The following is a 20,730-nucleotide window of genomic DNA, read 5'->3' as shown; positions in this document are numbered from 1 at the left end:
AGTTCCTTTAGAGCAGCCCGTCCAGCAACCCAGGATCACCGACCCGCCGGAACCACTCCGTGCCGTACGCGGCGGTGAACCCGACCCGGCGGGTCGCCGCGGCCGGGATCTGGGAACCGTGCGCGGCCATCGCCCGGCGCTTGGCCCGCAGCTCGGCCGGGTCGGCGACCACGACGGTGCTCACGTCGTCCCGGCCGATCCGGGCCCCCGCGGCCGCGTCGACCAGGTGGGGGCGGCGGGTCCGCGGCCGGTCGGCCGCCACCGTCGCCTCGTACGCGGTGATCCGGGCCAGCCGGGCGGCCGCGGCCCCGGCCCGGTGCACGGCGAGGTGGTCGGGGTGGCCGTAGATGCCGTCCGGGTCGTAGTGGACCAGCGCCTCGGCGTTCTCCCGGTGGCAGAGCTCGGCCAGCCGGGTCGCCAGTCGCTCGACCGGGGCGGCGGCCAGCGCGTCCGGGTGGGCGTTGTCGTCCCAGCCGGCCATGCCGGAGTCGCGGTGGCCGAGCAGGACCAGCCGGGCCACGCCGAGGGTGGCGGCGGCCGCCTCCAGCTCGTCGCGGCGCCGGGTGGCCAGCGTCTCGCCCTTCCTCAGCGGGCGCAGCACCGGGCCGAGCTCACCGGCGGTCGCGGTGACCAGCACGACGCGGGCACCCCGGTCGGCCAGCCGGCGCATGGTCACGGCGGTGAAGATCGCCTCGTCGTCGGGATGGGCGTGCAGGACGACGGCCGTGCGCCCGGACAGGACGTCGGAACGGGTACGGACAGGAGCCAGAACGGCGGACACGGCTGCTCACAGGGGGCGTGACGGGCGGCGGACACCTCGGCCGGCCGCGGTGCACGGTCCGGCGGTGTCAGCGACAGCGCTGGTCGAAGTGGTGGGCTCGGCGGCCCACCCAGTACGACCCGTCCACGGTCACGCCCGGTATCCAACCACACCCCCGCCCACCGCCCGCGCCCTTCACCGTGCCGATGGGCTCCGGACCCGCCTCTCCTCCCGCGCCTCCCGCGCCGACCTTCGGGATCGCGCGTCGGTGGCCGACGCCCCACCTCTCCTTCCGTCCTCCCGCGCCGACCTTCGGGTCGCGTCTGCGCGTCGGTGGCCGACGCCCACCTCCTCACCCGCGCCGCGGACCCTTCGGGTCCGCGGGTGGCGTCTGCGGGTGGCCGGCGTTCCACCTCACCTCCCGCGCCGCGCGGACCCGGAAGGGCCCGCGCGTGGGGTCCGCGTGTCGGTGGGCGACGCTCCGGGAGGGGTTGACGAGTTCGAACGTGTGTTCGAACATCGACCCATGGCGGCGGTGGTGTCGGCGCCCGCGCAGCGGGCCCGGCCGGAGACGGTCGGACGGTCCGAGGGCGACCGCCCGCTGCCGGTGCTGCCCGCGCTGGAGCCGCTGTTCAGCACCGGCGGGCTGCGCCGCGGCTCCGCGGTCAGCGTGCGCGGCTCGGCCTCCCTGCTGCTCGCGCTGCTGGCCGGGCCGTCCGGCCGCGGCGCCTGGTGCGGCGTGGTCGGGCTGCCCGGCCTGGGCCTGGTCGCCGCGGCCGAGGCGGGCGTCGCGCTGGACCGGCTGGCGCTCGTACCCGACCCCGGCCGGGACTGGGCCGCGGTCGCCGCCGCCCTGCTCGATGCGATGGAGGTAGTCGTCGTCGCCCCGCCGGGCCGGGTCGCGGACGGGGACGTCCGCCGGCTGGCGGCGCGGGCCCGGCAACGCGGCGCGGTCCTCGTGCCGTACGGTCCGGCGGCCTGGCCCGGGGCCGAGCTGCGGCTGAGCCTGACGTCCGGGACCTGGGAGGGGCTCGGCGACGGGTCCGGGCACCTGCGGTCCCGGCGCGTGACGGTCCGGGGCGAGGGCCGCGGGTCGGCGGCCCGGGCCCGCGAGCTGGCGCTCTGGTTACCGGCCCCGGACGGCGCGATCCGCCCCGCCGACGAACCCACCCTCCGAGCCGTCCCACCCGTGTCGGCACTCCCGTCCGCCCCGGCGGTCGCGGACGAGCCGGGACCCGCAGCGCCGGCCCCGCACCTGCACGCGGTCCCCGACCTCACGCCCCCACCGCCGTCCCCGCCCACCGCGCGCCCGGCCCCCGCCGCTTCCCCGACCACCGCCGCTTCCCCGACCACCGCCGCTTCCCCCACTGCCGCCGCTTCTCCCACCGCAACCTCATCCCCGACCGGCGCCGCATTCCCGGCCGGCGCCCCATCCCCGGTGCCGCCCGCTGCCGCCGAGAGCTCGGAGCCGGAGCCCGTCGTCCGGACGCCGTCGATCGACGCGTTGTGGCAGGACGTGACGCACCGGACGGGCCACGTCCCGACCCGCACGGCTCCGGCCCGCGCCGTCCCGGCCCGCACCGTCCCGACCCGCACCGTCCCGGCCCGCGCGCACCCGAGACCCCGTCCAGCCGGTCACCCCGTGCCGGCTGGGCGGACCGCCCCGGCCGGGGGTGGTCCCCCGGTACCCCCACCCCCGGCCGTGGGCACGGGCCGCCGCCCGGCCGTCCCTCCCGACGTACTCGCCCGCCTCCGCCCCGCCTCCACCCTCCCCCGCCCACCCCGCCCCGGCTCCCCCCACCCGACCCCGGCCGACCCGGGTCTCCCCGCCCGGCCTGGGCCGCCCCGCCCGGCCGGCACTCCCCTCCGGCCGGGAACCGCAGGGCCGGCGCGAACCGGAACCGCCGGCGCCACACGAACCGGAACCGCGAGCCCGGCGCGGGCCGGACCCGCGCCGGTTGCGGAGGGGTGACCGTGCCGGTGCGTACGGTCGTGGTCCGGTGTCCGGACTGGCCGGTGATCAGCGCGATGGCCGCGTCGGGCGTGGACGCCGAGGGCGCCCGGCAGATCCCGGCCGCGGTGATCTACGCCAACCGCGTCGTGTCGACCACGCCGGCCGCCCGGGCCGAGGGCGTCCGCCGCGGCCTGCGCCGCCGGGAGGCGCAGGCCCGCTGCCCGCGGCTGGTGGTGCTGCCGCCGGACCCGGCCCGGGATGCGCGGGCGTTCGAGCCGGTGGTCGCCGCGGTCGCCGAGCTGGCGCCGGGGGTGGAGGTGATCCGCCCGGGCCTGTGCGCGGTCGCCGCCCGCGGCCCCGCGCGGTACTTCGGGGGCGACCGGGCGGTGGCCGACCGGCTGGCCCGCTACCTGGCCGAGCGCACCCGGGCGACCGCCCTGGTCGGGGTCGCCGACGGCCGGTTCGCGGCCGCGCTGGCGGCCCAGCAGGGCATCGTGGTGCCGCGCGGCGGGTCCCGCCAGTACCTCGCGCCGTACCCGGTGGAGGCCCTCGGCGTCGTCGACCTGCCCGACGTGCTGCGCCGGCTGGGACTGCGCACGCTCGGCGCGTTCGCGGAACTGCCGCCGCGGGACGTGCTGGCCCGGTTCGGTCCGGACGGCGCCCGCGCGCACCGGCTGGCCCGCGGCCTCGACGACCGCCCGCTCGCGGCCCGGCCGGCCGACCCGGAGCTGGCCGTGCAGACCGAGCTGGACCCGCCGGTGGAGCGGGTCGACACGGCCGCGTTCGCGGCCAAGGCGCTGGCGGAGGAGCTGCACGAGGGGCTGGCCCGCCGCGGTCTGGCCTGCACGCGGGTGGCGATCGAGGCCCAGACCGAGCACGGCGAGCAGCTGACCCGGCTCTGGCGGCACGAGGGCGTCCTGACCCCGGCGGCGATCGCGGACCGGGTGCGCTGGCAGCTGGACGGCTGGCTGTCCGGCTCGGCCCGGGCCCGGCCCGGCGCCCCCGCCCCCGGCACCCCGCCGGTGCCGCTGGCGGTGATCGGCGCCGGCGGCTCCGCCCCGGCCCCGCCCGGCGAGCGGCCGACCGCCGGGATCGTGCTGCTGCGGCTGGTGCCCGACGAGGTGATGCCGTACGGCGGGATGCAGCTCGGTCTCTGGGGCGGCATGGGCGAGGCCGACGAGCGGGCCGGCCGGGTGCTGGCCCGGGTCCAGGGCATGCTCGGCCCGGACCGGGTGCTCACCGCGGTGCTCGGCGGCGGCCGCGACCCGGACGACCAGATCCGGCTGGTCCCGTGGGGCGACGAGCGCCGCCCGGACCGGCCACCGGACGAGCCCTGGCCGGGCCGGCTGCCGGCGCCGTCCCCGGCCACCGTGCTGCCCGACCCGATCCCGGTCGAGGTGACCGACCGGGAAGGTGCGCCCGTCGGGGTGACCGACCGCTACGTGGTGACCGCGCCCCCGGCCCGGCTCGCGATCGCCGGCCGGCCGGCACTGGAGATCGTCTCCTGGACCGGCCCGTGGCCGGCGGACGAGCGCTGGTGGGACCCGCCCACGGCCACCCGCCGGGCCCGCTTCCAGCTCGTCGGCACCGACGGCACGGCCTGGCTCGTCACCCGCGACGCCACCACCTGGCGGCTGGAGGCGACCTACGACTGAGCGACGTCCGGCGCGCCGGTGATCTCCAGGGACCGGCTCCACAGCGAAGCCCGGACCGCCGGGTCGTACGCCTGGGCGTCGGCCCGGGCCTCCCGCTGCCGGTCGTAGAAGCGCCCGGTCACACCGGCCCGCTCGGGATCGCCGATCGCCCGCAAGATCGAGGCGACCCCGATCTCCAGCGCGTCCTCCGAGCCGCCGTGCTCCTCCAGCACCATCTTGGTCGGCATGTGCGTACCCGGGTGCACGCAGTTGACCGTGACCTCGGCGGCCGGCAGCCGGGACGCGAGCTCGAACCCGGAGATGATCTGCGCCAGCTTGCTCTGCCGGTACGCCCGGGACCCGCTGTAGTCGCGTTCCAGCATGAGATCGCCGAAGTCCAGCGGGTGTTGCCCGAGCGAGGCCACGTGCACGATCCGGGCCGGCGCCGCGGCCCGCAGCACCGGCAGCAGCGACTGGGTGAGCAGGAACGGCGCCAGGTAGTTCACCGCGAACCGCAGCTCGAAGCCGTCCCGGCTCTCGGCCCGGCTCCGCCCGACCGGCAGCCCGGAGCCGATCCCGGCGTTGTTGACCAGCACGTCGATCCGGTCGGTCGAGTCCAGCACGGCGGCGGCCAGCGCCCGGACCTCCTCCAGCGCCGAGAAGTCGGCCCGGAAGGTCCTGGCCCCGCCGGCGACGGCATCGAGCTTGGCCTGGTCCCGGCCGTGCAGCAGCAGCGTCGTCCCGGGTCCGGCGAGCCGCCCGGCGAGCGCGCGGCCGAGCCCGTCGGTGGCCCCGGTGATGAGGATGGTCGTCACCGATCCCAGCCTGCCAGACTGCCGCATGAACCCGGCCGAGGTCGTACGAACCCTGTGGGAACGGATCGAGGCCCGGGACTGGGCCGGCTTCGCCGCGCTGCTGGCCGCCGACGTCCGGCTGACGTACCCGGTCAGCGCCGAGCGGTTCCAGGGCCGGGACGCGCTCGTCGCGATCAACGCCGAGTTCCCGGAGGGCTGGTCGATACACATCCTGCGGATCGTCGCCGACGGCGACACCGTGGTGTCGGAGGTGTCGGTCCCGATGGGCGCGGACGACCACCGCGCCGTGACCTTCTGGACCGTACGGGACGGGCTGGTCACCGAGGCCGTCGAGTACTGGACCGTGGCCGGCGGCGCGGAGCCCGCGGCCTGGCGCGCGCCCTACAGGATCTGATCCGGCTCGGGCTGCGGCTCCGGCACCACCTCGAGCTCGGGGTCACCGGTCCGGTACGTCCGCAGCGCCGGGATGGTCAGCGCGAGCAGCGCCGCCCCGGCCACGCAGCTGACCCCGCCGATCACCGCGCTCGCCCCCGGCGTCAGGACCGAGCCGAGCACGCCGGCCCGGAAGTTGCCGAGCTGCGGCGCGGCCGCGCCGGTGACGAACTCGGCCGAGCTCGTCCGGCCCCGCAGGTGATCCGGTGTCGCCGTTTGCAGCACGGTGGAGCGGAACACCACGGTGAGCACGTCCGCGACGCCGGCGAGCACGAGGAACGTCAGCGTGAGCGTCAGCGAGTGGGCCAACCCGAATCCGACCAGCCCGAGACCCCAGCCGACACCGCAGAAGACCATCGCCCGCCCCGGCCGGGCCACGTGCGAGACCGGTCCCGACAGGGCCGTGCCGAGGATGCCGCCGGCGGCCAGGCCCGCGGTGAGCAGGCCGAGCGTCTGCGGCGCGCCGCCGAACCGGTCGGCGTTGATCGCCGGGAACAGCGCGATCGGCATCCCCAGCGCGGTCGCGGACAGGTCCGACAGCAAGGCGCCCAGCACGACCTTGCGCCGGACGATGAACCGGAACCCGTCGCCGACCGCGCGCAGGCTGACCGCGGCCCGGGCCCCGTCCGGCGGCATCGGCGGGAGGCGGAACACCGCGTACAGCGCCGCGGTGAAGCTGACGGCGTCGATCAGATAGCAGAACCGCAGGCCGCCGGCGGCGGTGATGACCCCGGCCAGCGGCGGTCCGGCGATGAGGCTCAGGTGCATCGAGAGCATGGTGATCGCGGCGCCGGCCGGGATCAGCTCGCGCGGCAGCAGCCGGGGCGTGAACGTCCGGCGGGCCGGGCTGTTGATCGCCGACAGCAGGTACTGCAGGGCGACCAGGCCGTAGAGCAGCCAGACGCTGCGCTGGCCGGCGAACGCCTGGACCGCGAACAGCCCCGACACCGCGGTCAGCCCGGTGCTGGTCAGCAGCACGAGCTTCCGGCGGTCGACGGCGTCGGCGAGCGTGCCGGTGAGCAGCCCGGCCGAGATCGACGGGATCGCCGCGGCCAGGCCGACCCCGCCGACCGCGGCGGAGGACCCGGTGAGCGTGTACACCTGCAGCGCGACCGCGAACGTCGTCATCTGTCCGCCGAGCTGCGAGATCGTCGTCGACACCGCGAGCCGGCGGAAGTCGGCCGACGCGCGCAGCGGCCGGACGTCGAGCAGGATCCTAGGCACCGCCCAGCACCTCGCGATGGGCGGCGACATCGGCGGCCAGCACCTCCCGGTGGGCGGCGACGTCGGCGCCCAGCACCTCCCGGTGGGCGGCGACGTCGGCCGAGGCGCCGGGATCCCGGGCCGCGGCGGCCATCCGGTCCCGGAACGGCCGCCGCTCCAGCGCGGCCCGCAGGTCGGTCACGAACGTCGAGAGCGGGTACGGCAGCTCGGCGTCGAGGCCGGCCAGCGCGGCCGCGGTGACCTCCCACTCGGCCCGGATCGCCGGCAGCGCCTGCCGGGCCCGGTCGGTGAGCGCGACGATCCGCTCCCGCGCGTCGGCGCCGACCCGCTGTGCGGCCCAGCCCGTACGCACCATCGCGGCCACGCTCTGACTGGCGGCCGAGTGCGTCACCCCGGTCGCCGCGGCCAGCTGCCGGACGCTGGCCGGTCCCTCCGCGAGGACGCGGACGTACGGGGAGAAGCGGCCGCGGTAGCCGGTCAGGCCGAGCTCGGACAGCGCCGTGCCCACATCCGAGTCCATCTGCTCGAACAGCGTGCGCAGCTCGGTCCCGACCGCGCGGGCGGGCACGAAATCAGTCACGTCCGCGAACCCTAACAGCACTGTCGTAACTGAAATCGGCCTTGACGGTTCGAACATGCGTTCGAGTAGCCTGGGCTGCGTCGAGAGGCATCGACTGGCGTCGGAAGGCGTGCAGAAGCGGGGAGGAGTCGGTGATGGGCTGGAACAACCCACCGATCCCATGGGCCGAGCTGGAGCGCACGCTGTCCGGTCGCCGCCCGGGCGGAACGCACCCCGGCGACGGCGGGGACAGCCCGGCCTGGTCCCGTCGCCGCGAAGACTACGTCGCCCCGCCGGCCACCCCGGCGCCGGTCCCGGACGAGGACCGGGTGCCGTTCGCCGAGCTGCACTGCCACTCCAACTTCAGCTTCCTCGACGGCGCCAGCCACCCGGAGGAGCTGGCCGAGGAGGCCGCCCGCCTCGGCCTGGACGCGATCGCCCTCACCGACCACGACGGGATGTACGGGGTGGTCCGGTTCGCCGAGGCCGCCCGCGTCCACGGGGTGAAGACCGTCTACGGCGCCGAGTTGTCCCTCCGGCTGACCGAGCCGCAGGGTGGCCACGCCGACCCGGAGGGCGACCACCTGCTCGTGCTGGCCCGCGACGCCGAGGGCTACGGCCGGCTCTGCCACCAGATCAGCGCGGCCCAGCTCGGCGGCGGCACCAAGGGCCGCCCGATCTACGACGCGGACGAGCTGGCCGGCGCGCACGACGACCACTGGCTGGTCCTCACCGGCTGCCGCAAGGGCGCCGTCCCGGCGGCGCTGGCGGCCGGCGGCCCGGCCGGGACGGACGCGGCCGACCGCGCGCTGGACGAGCTGGTCGGCCGGTTCGGCCGGGCCAACGTCGCGGTCGAGCTCTGGCACCACGGCAACCCGCTCGACGACGCCCGCAACGACGCGCTGGCCGAGCTGGCCGGCCGCCGCGGGCTGGTCACCGTGGCCACCGGCAACACGCACTACGCCTCCCCCCGGCGGCGGAGGCTGGCGACCGCGCTGGCCGCGGTCCGGGCCCGGCGCAGCCTGGACGAGATGGACGGCTGGCTGCCCGCCGCCGGCACCGCGCACCTGCGCTCCGGGGCGGAGATGGCGGCCCGGTTCGCCCGCTTCCCCGGCGCCGTGCAGCGGGCCGCCGAGCTCGGCGTGGCCTGCTCGTTCGACCTGAAGCTGGTGGCGCCGCAGCTGCCGGACTGGGACACCCCCGACGGGCACGACGAGATGAGCTGGCTGCGCGAGCTGACCCTGGCCCGCGCCGTCCGGCGGTACGGCTCACCCGACGCGGAGCGGGTGCCCGGGGCGTACAAGCAGCTGAGGTACGAGCTGGACATGATCGCGCGGCTCGACTTCCCGGGTTACTTCCTCATCGTCAGCGAGATCGTCGACTTCTGCGCGGAGAGCGGGATCCTCTGCCAGGGCCGCGGGTCGGCCGCCAACTCCGCGGTCTGCTACGCGCTCGGCATCACCGCCGTCGACCCGGTGGCGTACGGGCTGCTGTTCGAGCGGTTCCTCGCCCCGGACCGGGACGGCCCGCCGGACATCGACCTGGACATCGAGTCCGGCCGCCGCGAGGAGGTCATCCAGCACGTCTACGAGCGGTACGGGCGGGATCGCGCGGCCCAGGTCGCCAACGTGATCACGTACCGGCCGCGGATGGCCGTACGGGACATGGCCCGCGCCCTCGGTTACGCGCCGGGCCAGCAGGACGCCTGGTCCAAGCAGATCGAGCACTGGGGGCCGCTCACCGACACCGTCGACCACGACATCCCCGGGGAGGTCGTGGAGCTGGCCACCGAGCTGATGCACTTCCCGCGGCACCTCGGCATCCACTCCGGCGGCATGGTCATCTGCGACCGGCCGGTGGCCGAGGTCTGCCCGGTGGAGTGGGCCTCGTTCACCGACCGCTCGGTGCTGCAGTGGGACAAGGACGACTGCGCGGTCGCCGGGCTGGTGAAGTTCGACCTGCTCGGGCTGGGCATGCTGGCCGTGCTGCACACCACGATGGACCTGATCCGCCAGCACCACGGCCGGACCATCGAGCTGGCCATGCTCCCCGTCGACGACGAGGGCGTGTACGACATGCTCTGCGAGGCCGACTCGATCGGCGTCTTCCAGGTCGAGAGCCGGGCCCAGATGGCGACCCTGCCCCGGCTGCGACCGCGGGAGTTCTACGATCTCGTGGTCGAGGTGGCGCTGATCCGGCCCGGGCCGATCCAGGGCGGCTCGGTACACCCGTACATCCGTCGCCGCCAGGGCCTGGAGCCGGTGACGTACACGCACCCGCTGCTCGAGCCGGCCCTGCAGCGCACGCTGGGCGTGCCGCTGTTCCAGGAGCAGCTCATGCAGATGGCGATGGACGCGGCCGGCTGCACGCCCGCGTTCGCCGACCTGCTGCGCCGCGCGATGGGCTCCAAGCGGTCGCACGAGAAGATGGCCGAGCTGCGGGAGGGTCTCTACGCGGGCATGGCCACCAACGGGATCGTCGGCGAGGCGGCCGACGAGATCTACGAGAAGCTCGCCGCGTTCGCCAACTTCGGCTTCGCCGAGAGCCACTCGATCAGCTTCGCCTACCTGGTGTACGCGTCGGCGTTCTTCAAGCGCTACTACCCGGCGGCGTTCTGCGCGGCCCTGCTGGACGCGCAGCCGATGGGGTTCTACTCGCCGCAGACGCTGGTGGCCGACGCCCGCCGGCACGGCGTGGTCGTCCGCGGGCCGGACCTCAACGCCTCCGCCGCCGGACCGGCGCTGGAGCGGGAGGACCCGGACGGGCCGGCGCCGGTCGCCTCGGTCGCGGCCGACTGGAGCGACCTGGTGGCCGCGACCGGGTTCGCCGTCCGGATCGGGCTGGCCTCGATCCGGGCGATCGGGTCGGAGGTGGCGGAGCGGATCGCGGCCGGCCGGCCGTACCGGGACATGGCCGACCTGGTCCGCCGGACCGAGCTGACCTCGACGCAGCTGGAGGCGCTGGCGACCGCGGGGGCGTTCGGCTGCTTCGGGCTCAGCCGCCGGCAGGCGCTGTGGTCGGCCGGGGTGGTCGCGCAGGACCGGCCGGATCGGCTGGCCGGGCTCACCGTCGGCGTCGACGCTCCCCCGCTGCCGCTGCCCAACGACGTGGAGACGGCGATGGCGGACGTCTGGGCCACCGGGGTGTCCCCGGACAGCTACCCGACCCAGTTCGTCCGCGACCAGCTGGCCGCGGCCGGCGTGCTCACCGCGAAAGGTCTGTCCACAGTGGACGACGGGTCGCGGGTGCTGGTGGGCGGGGTGGTGACCCATCGGCAGCGGCCGGCGACGGCGAGCGGGATCACCTTCCTCAACCTCGAGGACGAGACGGGACTGGTGAACGTGATCTGTTCCAAGGCGGTGTGGGCCCGGCACCGGCGGGTGGCGCGGGAGTCCGCGGCGCTGGTGATCCGGGGCATGCTCGAGCGCGTCGACGGCGTCACCAACGTGGTCGCCGAGCGCATCGACAAGCTCGAGCTCTCGGTGAAGTCGACCTCCCGGGACTTCCGATGACCGCCGTGCCGCTGCGGTGGCGGCTGGCCGACGCCCCCGAGCCGGACGCGCCCGGGCAGGGCTCACTGTTCTCCTCCGACGACCTCATGACGACCGAGCGCGGGACCGGGCGGATGTCCGGCATGGAGTTCCTGCACGTGCACGCCCGCAAGATCATCAACGAGGTGCCGGCGGCGTCCCGGATGCCGTTCCGCTTCACGATCAACGCCTACCGCGGCTGCTCCCACGCCTGTACGTACTGCTTCGCCCGGCCCACGCACGACTACCTCGGGCTGAACATCGGCGAGGACTTCGAGCGCAAGATCGTGGTGAAGGTCAACGCGGTCGAGCGGCTCAAGGCCGAGCTGCGCAGTCCGAAGTGGACCGGCGAGTCGATCGCGATGGGCACGAACACCGACCCGTACCAGCGGTGCGAGGGTAAGTACCGGCTGACCCGGGGCATCGTCGAGGTGCTGGGCGAGGCCCGCAACCCGTTCTCGGTGCTGACCAAGTCGGCGCTGGTGCTGCGCGACCTGGACGTGCTGACGGCGGCGGCGCAGCGGACCGAGGTGTCGGTCTCGCTGTCGATCGGGACGCTGGACGAGGCCGTCTGGCGGGCGACCGAGCCCGGCGCGCCGAACCCGCGGCGACGGGTGGACGCGGTCCGCCAGCTGTCCGAGGCCGGGATCCGGACCGGCGTGCTGGTGGCGCCGATCCTGCCGGGGATGTCGGACTCGCCGGCCCAGCTGGAGGAGGTCGTCACCGCCTGCGTGGAGGCCGGCGCGCGCTCGGTGACCGCGATCATGCTGCACCTGCGCCCCGGCGTGCGGGAACACTTCCTGGGCTGGTTGCGGCCGCGGGAACCCGGGCTGGCCGAGGACTACGAGCGCCGCTACCAGCGGCCGTACCTGCCCGACGCCGAGCAGAAGGCGCTGGCGGCGCGGGTCCGCACGATCGCCGAACGAGCCGGCGCGCGGTACGCGACGCCGCGTGAAGCCCGCGTCCCCGCCGGCGAAGCTGTCGTCCCCTAGGCCGGTACGGCCTGGGCGACGAGCGCGGGCCTACGGCGCGGGCCGACGGGCGCGGCGCGGGGCCGACGGGCGTCCGCGCGGTGCGGGGCCGACGGGCGTCCGCGCGGCGTCCGGACTCAGGTCGATGATCGGGTGGCTGGGCCGGGAGCGGCGCCCGGTCGGATCAGGCCGGTCTCGTAGGCGAGGATGACGGCCTGGATGCGGTCGCGGAGGCCGAGCTTGGCCAGGATGCGCCCGACATGGATCTTGACCGTGCCCTCGGAGAGGTAGAGGGATCGGGCGATCTCGCGGTTGGACCGGCCCGCCGCGAGCAGGTCGAAGACCTCGCGCTCGCGGCCGGTCAACCCGGCCAGCACCGGCCCCGGCGACGGCGTCTCCAGCGCCGCGAACCGGTCCAGCAGACGGCGGGTCGCCGACGGGGCGAGAACGGCGTCGCCCGCGGCGACCGTACGGATCGCGGCCGGAAGCGCCCCGGTCGGAGCGTCCTTGAGCAAGAACCCGCTGGCCCCGGCGCGCAGCCCGGCCACGACGTACTCGTCCAGGTCGAAGGTGGTGAGGATGAGGACCCGCGTCTCCGGCCGGGCGGTGACGATCGCGGCCGTGGCGGCGATCCCGTCGACCTGGGGCATCCGGACGTCCATCAGCACCACGTCCGGGCGCAGCGCCGCCGCCGCCGAGACCGCGGCCGCTCCGTCGGCCACCTCGCCTACCACCTCGATCCCGTCCTCGGCCGAGAGGATCAGCCGGAACCCGGTCCGCAGCAGGGCCTGGTCGTCAGCCAGCAGCACCCGGGTCACGGCTCCACCCGCAGCCGTGCCACGACCTGCCAGCCACCCTCGGCCCGCGGCCCCGCCCGAAACTCACCACCGTACGCCCGCCCCCGCTCCCGCATCCCCGCCAACCCGTTCCCGACACCCACCATCCCGGCCCCGCCTGAGGACCCGGAACGAATCGGCAGGGCCGGACCAGCTCCGCCGACAACCTCGGCCGACGCGCCCCCGGGCCCACCGACCCGGACCAGAACGGGCTTCTCGACCGGGCCGGTCGGGCCGGTCGGCCCAGGTGGGCGGGTCGAGTGGGCCGGGCCGGTCAGGCCGGCCGAGCCGAGCCGGCCGGTCAGGCCGGTCAGGCCGGTCCGGCCGATCGGGGCCGAGTTCGTGACGGTGACGGTCAGGTGGGTGGAGTGCGTGTCGAGGAGGATCTCGGCGCGAGTGCCGGGGCCGGTGTGCTTGAGGGCATTGGTGAGGGCCTCCTGGACGATCCGATAGGCGGCCAGCTGCACGCCGTCCGGGAGCGCCGCCACCGGACCGGTCATGACGAGCGTCGTGGCCAGTCCGGCCGCTCCGACCTCGGTGACGAGCGTGTCCAGATCGGCCAGGACCGGTGCCGGATACAGCGTCGGGTCGGCGCCGACCACCCGCCGGGTCTCCCCCAACGCCCGCCGCCCCGTCGCCGAGACCGAACGCATGGCCTCGGCCGCAGCGGAAGCGCCGGCCGTCGCGGCCGCACCATCGCTGAGGGCGACCATCACGGTGAGGTGGTGCGCGACGATGTCGTGCATCTCCCGCGCGATCCGCCCCCGCTCGGCCGCCGTCGCCAGCGCCCCCACCGAATCCCGCTCCCGTTCGGCCGCGGCCGCGAGCGCCGCCGCCGCGTCCCGTTCGCGTCCGAGGGCGGCGGCGTGGGCTCGGAGGGAGAGCATCGCGGCGCGGTGGCCGGCGGCGGCGAGGCCGAGCCCGAGGGCCGCGAGCATGAGCGCGGTCAGGAAGGCGGCGCCGCCGATCCAGGGGCCTGGCAGCCGTACCGCCATCGCGACCGCACCAGCCTCGACGGCCCCGGCCGCGGCGAGCGCGACCCACCGCGGCCGCTGCGCCGCGATCGTGTAGAGCGCGACCAGCAGCCCGGCCCCGGGCACCGCCACCGGCACCCAGAGCGCGATCCCGGCCGAGACGACCAGCAACCACGCCCCGGTCGCCACCGGCCACCGCCGCCGGACCACCAGCGGCGCGACCGCGAGCACGACGACCGGGAACGGCCGCAGGTTCCCGCTCAGGTTCGGCAGGACCGACGCCGCCGACCCCACGGCCAGCACCCAGTCGAGGACACGTCGCATGCGCCGCATTCTCAAGCGTCGAACCTGAGAAGACGCCATGACGCGACTCCGACCAGCGCGACCGCGTACGCGCAGAGCACCGCGAACCCGGCCCAGGGCGACAACCAGTCCAGCCCCTGGAAGTCCCGATAGAGCGCCTCCCCCGCGTTCGAGGGCAGGTACGGCGAGACGTGCTGGTCGACCGAGGCCGGCAGCACGGAGAACAGCGGCGGGATGATGTAGAACACCGACACGAACGTCGAGATCCCGGCCGCGGTGTTGCGCAGCAGTGCGCCCAGCGCGACCCCGATCAGGCCGGCGACGGTCAGGTAGAGCGCGGCTCCGACGATCGACCGGACCGCTCCCGGCGCGCCGATGCCGACCCCGAGCCCGCCCAGCAACCGCTGCCCGGCGAAGAACGAGACCACGCTGCCGGCCAGCGCCACCACGAACACGACCGCGGCGAAGACGGCCAGCTTCGCCCACAGCACCGGCAGCCGCCGGGGCACCACGGTGAGCGTGGCCCGGATCATCCCGGTGCCGTACTCGCCGCTGATCATCAGCACACCCAGCACGCCGATCGCGAGCTGCGCGAAGCTGGTCCCGTTCAGGCTGACCGAGATCGGCTCGAAGCCGTGCCGGCGGGCGTCGGCGATCGTCGCGTACTGGTCGGTGCTCACCTGGGCCAGCAGGCCGCCGATGCCGACCATCAACGCCAGCGCGGACAGCAACGTCCAGACCGTCGAGCGCAGCGACCGCACCTTGGTCCACTCCGAGCGCAGCACGCCGAGCTGCGTGACCCCGCTCATCGCGCGGCCCGGTGGTCGACGAAGTCCGCGGTCAGCTCCAGGAAGGCGTCCTCCAGGCTCACGGTGCTCCCGTCCGCACGGGTCGTCAGGCCGACCACGGTCGTGTCGGCCAGCAGCCGGCCCCGGCCGATCACGATCACCCGGGTCGCGGTCAGCGCCATCTCGGTCATCAGGTGGGACGACACGAACACCGTGCGGCCCTCGTCCGCGAGTCCCCGCAGCAACGATCGGATCCAGCGGACGCCCTCGGGGTCGAGCCCGTTGACGGGCTCGTCGAGTACGACGACCCGCGGGTCGCCGAGCAGCGCGGCCGCGACCCCGAGCCGCTGGCCCATGCCCAGGGAGAAGCCGCCGACCCGCCGGCCGGCCACGTCGGCCAGCCCGACCAGGCCGAGCACCTCGTCGACCCGGCGCGGGCCGATGCCGTTGGTCCGGGCCAGCGCGAGCAGGTGGTTGCGGGCGGACCGGCCGGGGTGCACGCTGCGCGCCTCCAGCAGCAGGCCGAGCTCGGCCATCGGGGCCGGGCTGCGCCGGTAGTCGACGCCGGAGACCCGCACCCGGCCGCGGGTAGGGGCGTCCAGGCCGGCGATCACCCGCATGGTCGTGGACTTGCCGGCTCCGTTCGGGCCGAGGAAGCCGGTGACGACGCCGGCCGGCACGGTGAAGTCGATGCCGTCGACGGCGAGCGTCCCGCCGTACCGCTTGGTGAGGTTCTCGATCTCGATCACGCGACCGACGCTAGGAGCGGCGCCCCTCCCGGGACATCAGCCCGCCGACCAGACCTCGTATGCCTCCCGGCCTACGACCGGCCCGGCCCCACGCGGCCCGACCCGGCCCTCCACTCCCGGCCGCGTCCCCGACGCGCGGGCAGGTCTACGGGCGGGCGTGGAGGCCGGCGAGGAGGGTGGCGAAGACGTCACGAAGGGTGGTCTCGACATCCATCCGCAGGGCGGCGAGCTCGGGGTGCGCCTCGTACGCAGCCAGCATCGCCGCCGACGGCTGGCAGAACGACCAGGCCGCACCGGTGAAGATCATCGACGCCGCCACGAACCGCTCGGTCTTCTCCGCCCCCAGCTCCGGGAGCACGCCCACGATCTCGCTCGCGAACAACCCGCCGAGCTCCAGCAGGCACCGCTTGAAGTGCGCCGCCACCTCCGGCGACACGTTGCGCTCCAGCACCGCGGCCTGCGCGCCGAGCAGGTCGCAGAGCACCGGCCGGGCGGCCAGCGACGAGGCCAGCACGACCGCCAGCGCCTCCCGCCGCGCGACCACCGTCCCGCGGATGATGGCCAGGGAGGGCCTCAACGCCTCCAGCCAGTCCCGGCAGGCCCGCTCCAGCACATCGAGCAGCACGGCCTCGCGCGAGTCGAAATACCGCAGCACGTTGGACTTCGCCAGCCCGGCCCGGCGGCTCAGCTCGTTGAGCGTGATCTCGGCGACCGGCATCTCGCCCAGCATCGCCACGGCGGCGTCGAGGATCGCGCGTCGGCGGATCTCCCGCTGCTCCTCGCTGCGGGCGCGCTGGAAGGTCACCACGAGCCGATCTTACAGACCGATGGTCCTTTACGTACAGACCGATGGTCTGCTAGCGTTGACCAGGCAACAGACCGTCGGTCTGATCGACACGAGGAGCAGGTCATGTACGAGGTTCCCGACCAGACCGGGCGGTTCGCCGTCGTCACCGGCGCGAACAGCGGCACCGGCAAGGAGGCGGCGAAACGGCTCGCCGGCGCCGGCGCGGAGGTGCTGCTCGCGGTCCGCACTCCGGCCAAGGGCGAGGACGCGAAGGCCGAGATCCTGGCCGCCCACCCGGCCGCCAAGGTCGAGGTAAGCCGGCTCGACCTCGCCGACCTCGCCTCGGTCCAGGAGTTCGCCGAGCGGCTGGAACGGCCGATCGACCTGCTGGTCAACAACGCCGGCGTGATGACCCCGCCGAGCCGCATGACCACCAAGGACGGTTTCGAGCTGCAGTTCGGCACGAACTACCTCGGCGCGTTCGCGCTGACCGTGCGCGTGCTGCCGCTGCTGCTGGCGGCGCCGGGCGCCCGGGTGGCGACGATGAGCAGCGGCCTGGCCGCCCGCGGCCGGATCGACTTCGCCGACCTGCAGTGGGAGACCCGCCGCTACCGCCCCGTCGGGTCGTACGCGCAGTCCAAGCTGGCCGACCTCATGCTCGGCCTCCGGCTGGCCACGATCGCCGGCGACCGGGGCTGGGACCTGCGCAGCACGATCGCGCACCCCGGCTACACCCGGACCAACCTGCAGACCGCCGGCGCCTCGCTCGGCCGCGAGTCGCAGCGGCAGCCGCTGTTCACCCGGATCCCGCTGGTCCCGTCCCAGGGCGTGGAGACCGGCACCGAGCCGCTGCTCTACGCGGCCGTCGACCCGGGTGCGGTCAACGGCGGCTACTACGGGCCGACCGGCTGGTTCAACCTCGTCGGCCCGACCGGCCCGGCGAAGATCCCGGCCCCCGGACGGGACGCCGCCGTCGCCACCCGCCTCTGGACCGAAGCCGAGAAGCTCACCGGCGTCACCCTCCCGCCCCGCCCCTGATCCCCCACCCGGCCGCGGAGCGATCGGGCGGGGTGAAGCTCAGCGGCGGGTGGCGGCGAGACGTCCGACGGCGGCGCAGAGTCGCGTGTGGACGGACAGTTCTTCTTCCACGGGCGCCAGCACCCGGGCCTGCGCGACCTCCTCGACCCGCCCCCGCAGCCGCCGCCGCGCCGCCCGGGCCCGGCGCCGGCCGCCGATCGCAGCCAGTCGCCGCGCCAGCAGCGCCAGCAGCAGCCCGGCCAGCGCCCCGCCGACGAGCAGCAGCGTCGGCACCGGCACCCGCCCGACGTGCGGCAGCGGCGGCTCCGGGAACCGCAGCCAGTCCAGCGCGAGCAGCACCAGCAACCAGACCAGCCCGGCCACCGCGGCCACCGCCAGCACCGCCTGCAGGAACCCGACCGGCAGCTCCCACCGCGGCCGCCGGGAGGCACCGAGATCCGTCCCGGCCACCGTACGGTCGAGCAGGTCGGGCAGCTCCGCGGTCGCGCCGGTCGCCGCCCGCCGGATCACCCCCGGCCACGGGTCCGGCAGCCCGGCCGTGGCCTGGTCGGTGAGCCGCCGCAGCGCCGTGTCGACCCGGGCCCGCTGCACCGCCGACGGCCCGGGCAGCCCGGTCCGGACCGCCTCCGAGGGCGCCTCGGGCAGCCGCAGCCGGCGCAGCGGGTCCGGCCGCAGCCGCCGCAGCCAGCGGGTGAACGGCCAGCCCGTCACGGCCGCGGCCCGGGCCCGGTGCGCGCGGTCGACCGCGGTCGCGATCGTGTCCGCGCCCGCGGCGTCCGTCAGCGCATCGACCAGCGCGGTCCGGTCCTGCTTCGCGATCCCGGCGGTCGGCCCGCCCGGGCAGACCGGCGCCAGAGCCGCCGCCGTACGACCGAGGTCCGCCGACAGCCGCTGCACGGACGCCCGCCGGGCCGACGACCGCGCCGCCAGCTCCTTCTGCAGCTCGGGCAGTCCCAGCCCGGTGACCGCGGAGACCGCGAGCACCGGCACGTCCGGCAGCCCGTCCGCGGCCAGCAACCGGCGCAGGTCCGCGAGGCAGGCGTCCCGGGCGGCCGGGTCGAGCCGGTCGGCCTGGTTCAGCACGACCAGGGTCACGTCACCGTGCCCGGCCAGCGGACGCAGGTAGCGGTCATGCACCGCGGCGTCGGCGTACTTCTGCGGGTCCAGCACCCAGACGAGCAGGTCGACCAGCTCGACCAGCCGGTCCACCTCCAGCCGGTGCTCGACCCGGACCGAGTCGAAGTCGGGCAGGTCGAGCAGCACCAGCCCGTCCCCCGCGTACGGCGAGTGCTCGCCGGCGGTGTGCCGGCGCGGCACCTGCAGCCAGTCGAGCAGCTCCCCGGCCCGCTCCGCGCCCCAGACCACCGCGGTCGCCGCGGACGTGGTCGGCCGGCGTACCCCGACCTGGCTGACCTCGGCCCCGGCCAGCGCGTTGACGAGCGAGGACTTGCCGCTGCCGGTGGCCCCGGCCAGCGCGACCACGGTGTGCGCGGCGCCCAGCCGGAGCCGGGCGCCGGCCTTGCCCGCGACCCGGGCCGCCTCGTCGACCAGCTCCCGGTCGAGCCGGCCGCGGCCGAGCGCGACCACGTCGTCCAGCGCCTCCAGCCGGGTCGCCAACGCGGAGTCAGCCGAAGGCACGCCGCCACCAGGAGGTCTTCGGAGGCGCCGGCGGCTCTACCGCAGGCGGCGCCGGCCGGCTGACCGCCTCCGTCGCCCGCCGAGCCTGCTCCAGATCCGACGCCGCCGCCCGCAATCCGGCCGCCGCGCCCGCATCCGGCGCACCCGCCAGCACCAGCGCCCGGAACCGCGACGCCTCGCCGTCGAGCAGCTTCTCCACCCGGTCCATCAGATCGAGCCGCGCCTGGGTCGCCAGCGCCCGGACGGCCCCGTCGCCGAAGACCGCCTCCAGCAGCTTCTGCGACAGCGCCGACGTGCCGCCCGCGACGAGGACCTCGGTGCCGGTCAGCCCGCCGGTCTGGGCGAACACCAGCAGCATGACCGTGAGCCCGGCGCCGTTGACGCCGAAGGACGCGAGCCGAGCCGCTGTACGACGTTGTGCTCCCTGCGAGGACACCAAGGCCAGGACATCGCCCTGCCAGGCCCGCACCTCGGTGCGCAGCGCCTCGCTGAACTCCTCCGAGGACCGGCCCAGCACCGCCCGGGACGCGCCCAGCAGCGCGATCCCGCCGGGCCGGCCGCGCCAGGCCTCCGCGGTCCGCTCGGCCGCCCGGTCGGCCGCGGCCCGGACCAGCGACTCGACGCTCGACTCGACCGCCTCGGCAACTTCCTGGTCGGCCATCGGACGCCCGGTGACCGCGGAGGTCACGCGGTCGCGGAGCCGCCCGACCCGGGACTGGAGCCCGCGCAGCAGCTCGCCGGTCCCGACGAACTCCTGCCAGCGGGCCAGCACCTCCCCGCGCAGCACCGACCCGCCCCGCACGCCGTCGTCGACGTCCCGGATGGCGGCCGCGTAGAGCACGTCGGCGTCCTCCAGCAGCGCCGCGGCGGCCGCGCCGGCCTCGTCCGCGGCCCGGGCCAGTGCCGGCACCCGCTCGGACATGCTGCGCAGCGCGCCGTCCAGGGTGGCCCGGACGACCTCGGCCCGGGCGGTGGCGTCGGCGGCCAGCACGAGCAGCCAGTCCTTCAGCGGAGCCACGGCCGGCGGCGGGATGAACCCGTCCGACAGCGGCACCTCCGGCACCCCGAACAGCGCCGCCCGGCTCAGCCCGCCCTCGGCCAGCATCTGCCCGAGGTGGCCCATGACCTCCCGCATCGCGCCGCCGGGAACCCGGTTGCAGACGACGGCCAGCGCGGTCCCGCGCCGTTGAGCGGTGTGCAGCAGCTCCCAGGGCACGGCGTCGGCGTACCGCGCGGCGGTGGTGACGAAGATCCACAGGTCGGCGGCGGCCAGCAGCTGTGCGGCCAGCTCGCGGTTCCCGGCCACCACCGAGTCGACGTCGGGCGCGTCCAGCAGCGCCAGCCCGGACGGTACGGCCGGGTGCGGCACCAGTTGCAGCGAACGGTTCCCCGACGCAGCCGGCCCGGACGAGCGGGCCAGCCCCGGCAGCACCCGCCCGTCGGCGAACCAGCGCTCGTCCCCGGGCGCGCACAGCAGCACCGGCGAGCGGGTCGTCGGCCGCAGCACACCGGCCGGGCTGATCGGCGCCCCGACCAGCGTGTTCACCAGCGTCGACTTGCCCGCGCCGGTGGAGCCGCCGACCACGGCCAGCAGCGGCGCGTCGAGCCGGCCCAGCCGCGGCAGCAGGTAGTCCTCGACCTGGCGGACCAGCTCGTGCCGGGACCGGCGGGCCGCGTCCGCGCCCGGGACCTCCAGCCCGAGCCGCAGCGCCGCCGCCCGGTCCCGGACGGCCGCGAC

General features: G+C 75.9%; 16 protein-coding genes and 1 pseudogene. 6 read left to right on the top strand and 11 right to left on the bottom strand.

Translation table 11 applies throughout. From position 1 onward, the window contains the following. Window positions 1-7: 7 nt before the first annotated feature. The gene (locus VGP36_14650; protein ID HEV7655953.1) at window positions 8-781 is read right to left on the bottom strand and encodes a PIG-L family deacetylase; all 774 of its coding nucleotides are present in this window, start codon (window positions 779-781) and stop codon (window positions 8-10) included. Between the two features lie 505 nt (window positions 782-1,286). Between VGP36_14650 and VGP36_14645 the strand changes: the two genes are divergently transcribed. Beyond that, the gene (locus tag VGP36_14645) at window positions 1,287-2,732 is read left to right on the top strand and encodes a hypothetical protein (GenBank protein ID HEV7655952.1); all 1,446 of its coding nucleotides are present in this window, start codon (window positions 1,287-1,289) and stop codon (window positions 2,730-2,732) included. After that, complete coding sequence (locus tag VGP36_14640; protein ID HEV7655951.1) at window positions 2,729-4,369, top strand: DNA polymerase Y family protein; 1,641 nt, start codon at window positions 2,729-2,731, stop codon at window positions 4,367-4,369. Before VGP36_14645 ends, VGP36_14640 begins: the two co-directional genes overlap by 4 nt. Here the strand turns inward: VGP36_14640 and VGP36_14635 are convergent. Further along, a complete protein-coding gene (locus VGP36_14635) occupies window positions 4,360-5,163 on the bottom strand; it encodes an SDR family NAD(P)-dependent oxidoreductase (GenBank protein ID HEV7655950.1) in 804 nt (267 codons plus the stop codon). The genes VGP36_14640 and VGP36_14635 overlap by 10 nt on opposite strands. A 25-nt stretch (window positions 5,164-5,188) precedes the next feature. On the opposite strand from VGP36_14635, the gene VGP36_14630 reads away from it, so the two are divergent. Continuing rightward, window positions 5,189-5,557: a nuclear transport factor 2 family protein gene (locus tag VGP36_14630; GenBank protein ID HEV7655949.1), complete on the top strand. Its 369-nt coding sequence runs from the start codon at window positions 5,189-5,191 to the stop codon at window positions 5,555-5,557. Here VGP36_14630 and VGP36_14625 read toward each other — a convergent pair. Both VGP36_14625 and VGP36_14620 read right to left on the bottom strand, forming a co-directional pair. Continuing rightward, window positions 5,545-6,819 carry an MFS transporter gene (locus VGP36_14625; protein ID HEV7655948.1) on the bottom strand — a complete coding sequence of 425 codons (1,275 nt, stop codon included), beginning with the start codon at window positions 6,817-6,819 and terminating at the stop codon, window positions 5,545-5,547. The two genes, VGP36_14630 and VGP36_14625, sit on opposite strands and share 13 nt — an antisense overlap. Further along, window positions 6,812-7,399: a MarR family transcriptional regulator gene (locus VGP36_14620; GenBank protein HEV7655947.1), complete on the bottom strand. Its 588-nt coding sequence runs from the start codon at window positions 7,397-7,399 to the stop codon at window positions 6,812-6,814. The genes VGP36_14625 and VGP36_14620 overlap by 8 nt, the downstream gene beginning before the upstream one ends. A 134-nt stretch (window positions 7,400-7,533) precedes the next feature. Between VGP36_14620 and VGP36_14615 the strand changes: the two genes are divergently transcribed. Both VGP36_14615 and VGP36_14610 read left to right on the top strand, forming a co-directional pair. After that, window positions 7,534-10,890, top strand: coding sequence for an error-prone DNA polymerase (locus VGP36_14615; GenBank protein ID HEV7655946.1), 3,357 nt, complete (start codon window positions 7,534-7,536; stop codon window positions 10,888-10,890). Continuing rightward, window positions 10,887-11,900, top strand: a complete 1,014-nt coding sequence (locus tag VGP36_14610; GenBank protein HEV7655945.1) for a radical SAM protein — start codon at window positions 10,887-10,889, stop codon at window positions 11,898-11,900. Before VGP36_14615 ends, VGP36_14610 begins: the two co-directional genes overlap by 4 nt. Before the next feature lie 116 nt (window positions 11,901-12,016). Here the strand turns inward: VGP36_14610 and VGP36_14605 are convergent, their stop codons facing one another. From VGP36_14605 to VGP36_14585, 5 genes and pseudogenes are all read right to left on the bottom strand, one after another. Next, on the bottom strand, window positions 12,017-12,697 hold the full coding sequence (locus tag VGP36_14605; protein ID HEV7655944.1) for a response regulator transcription factor: 681 nt from the start codon (window positions 12,695-12,697) through the stop codon (window positions 12,017-12,019). After that, window positions 12,694-14,013, bottom strand: a complete 1,320-nt coding sequence (locus tag VGP36_14600; protein HEV7655943.1) for a histidine kinase — start codon at window positions 14,011-14,013, stop codon at window positions 12,694-12,696. The genes VGP36_14605 and VGP36_14600 overlap by 4 nt, the downstream gene beginning before the upstream one ends. Before the next feature lie 11 nt (window positions 14,014-14,024). After that, the gene (locus tag VGP36_14595; GenBank protein ID HEV7655942.1) at window positions 14,025-14,801 is read right to left on the bottom strand and encodes an ABC transporter permease; all 777 of its coding nucleotides are present in this window, start codon (window positions 14,799-14,801) and stop codon (window positions 14,025-14,027) included. Window positions 14,802-14,899: 98 nt separating this feature from the next. Next, window positions 14,900-15,529 (bottom strand): annotated as a pseudogene (locus VGP36_14590) (ATP-binding cassette domain-containing protein). A gap of 145 nt (window positions 15,530-15,674) precedes the next feature. Beyond that, complete coding sequence (locus VGP36_14585) at window positions 15,675-16,337, bottom strand: TetR family transcriptional regulator (GenBank protein HEV7655941.1); 663 nt, start codon at window positions 16,335-16,337, stop codon at window positions 15,675-15,677. A gap of 102 nt (window positions 16,338-16,439) precedes the next feature. Here VGP36_14585 and VGP36_14580 point away from each other — a divergent pair, with 102 nt between their 5' ends. Further along, on the top strand, window positions 16,440-17,354 hold the full coding sequence (locus tag VGP36_14580) for an SDR family oxidoreductase (GenBank protein ID HEV7655940.1): 915 nt from the start codon (window positions 16,440-16,442) through the stop codon (window positions 17,352-17,354). 39 nt (window positions 17,355-17,393) lie between these two features. Here the strand turns inward: VGP36_14580 and VGP36_14575 are convergent, their stop codons facing one another. Together VGP36_14575 and VGP36_14570 are read right to left on the bottom strand one after the other, a co-directional pair. Beyond that, window positions 17,394-18,992 carry a YfjP family GTPase gene (locus VGP36_14575; protein ID HEV7655939.1) on the bottom strand — a complete coding sequence of 533 codons (1,599 nt, stop codon included), beginning with the start codon at window positions 18,990-18,992 and terminating at the stop codon, window positions 17,394-17,396. Continuing rightward, window positions 18,979-20,730: ABC transporter (locus tag VGP36_14570; protein ID HEV7655938.1), on the bottom strand; the 1,752-nt coding region annotated here is incomplete at its 5' end. The genes VGP36_14575 and VGP36_14570, both read right to left, overlap by 14 nt.

The organism is Mycobacteriales bacterium (assembly GCA_035995165.1).
In the GTDB taxonomy this organism is placed as follows: Bacteria; Actinomycetota; Actinomycetes; order Mycobacteriales; family CADCTP01; genus CADCTP01.
The sequence above is the reverse complement of the archived record's forward strand: the minus strand, read 5'-3'. Positions and strand labels throughout refer to the sequence as shown.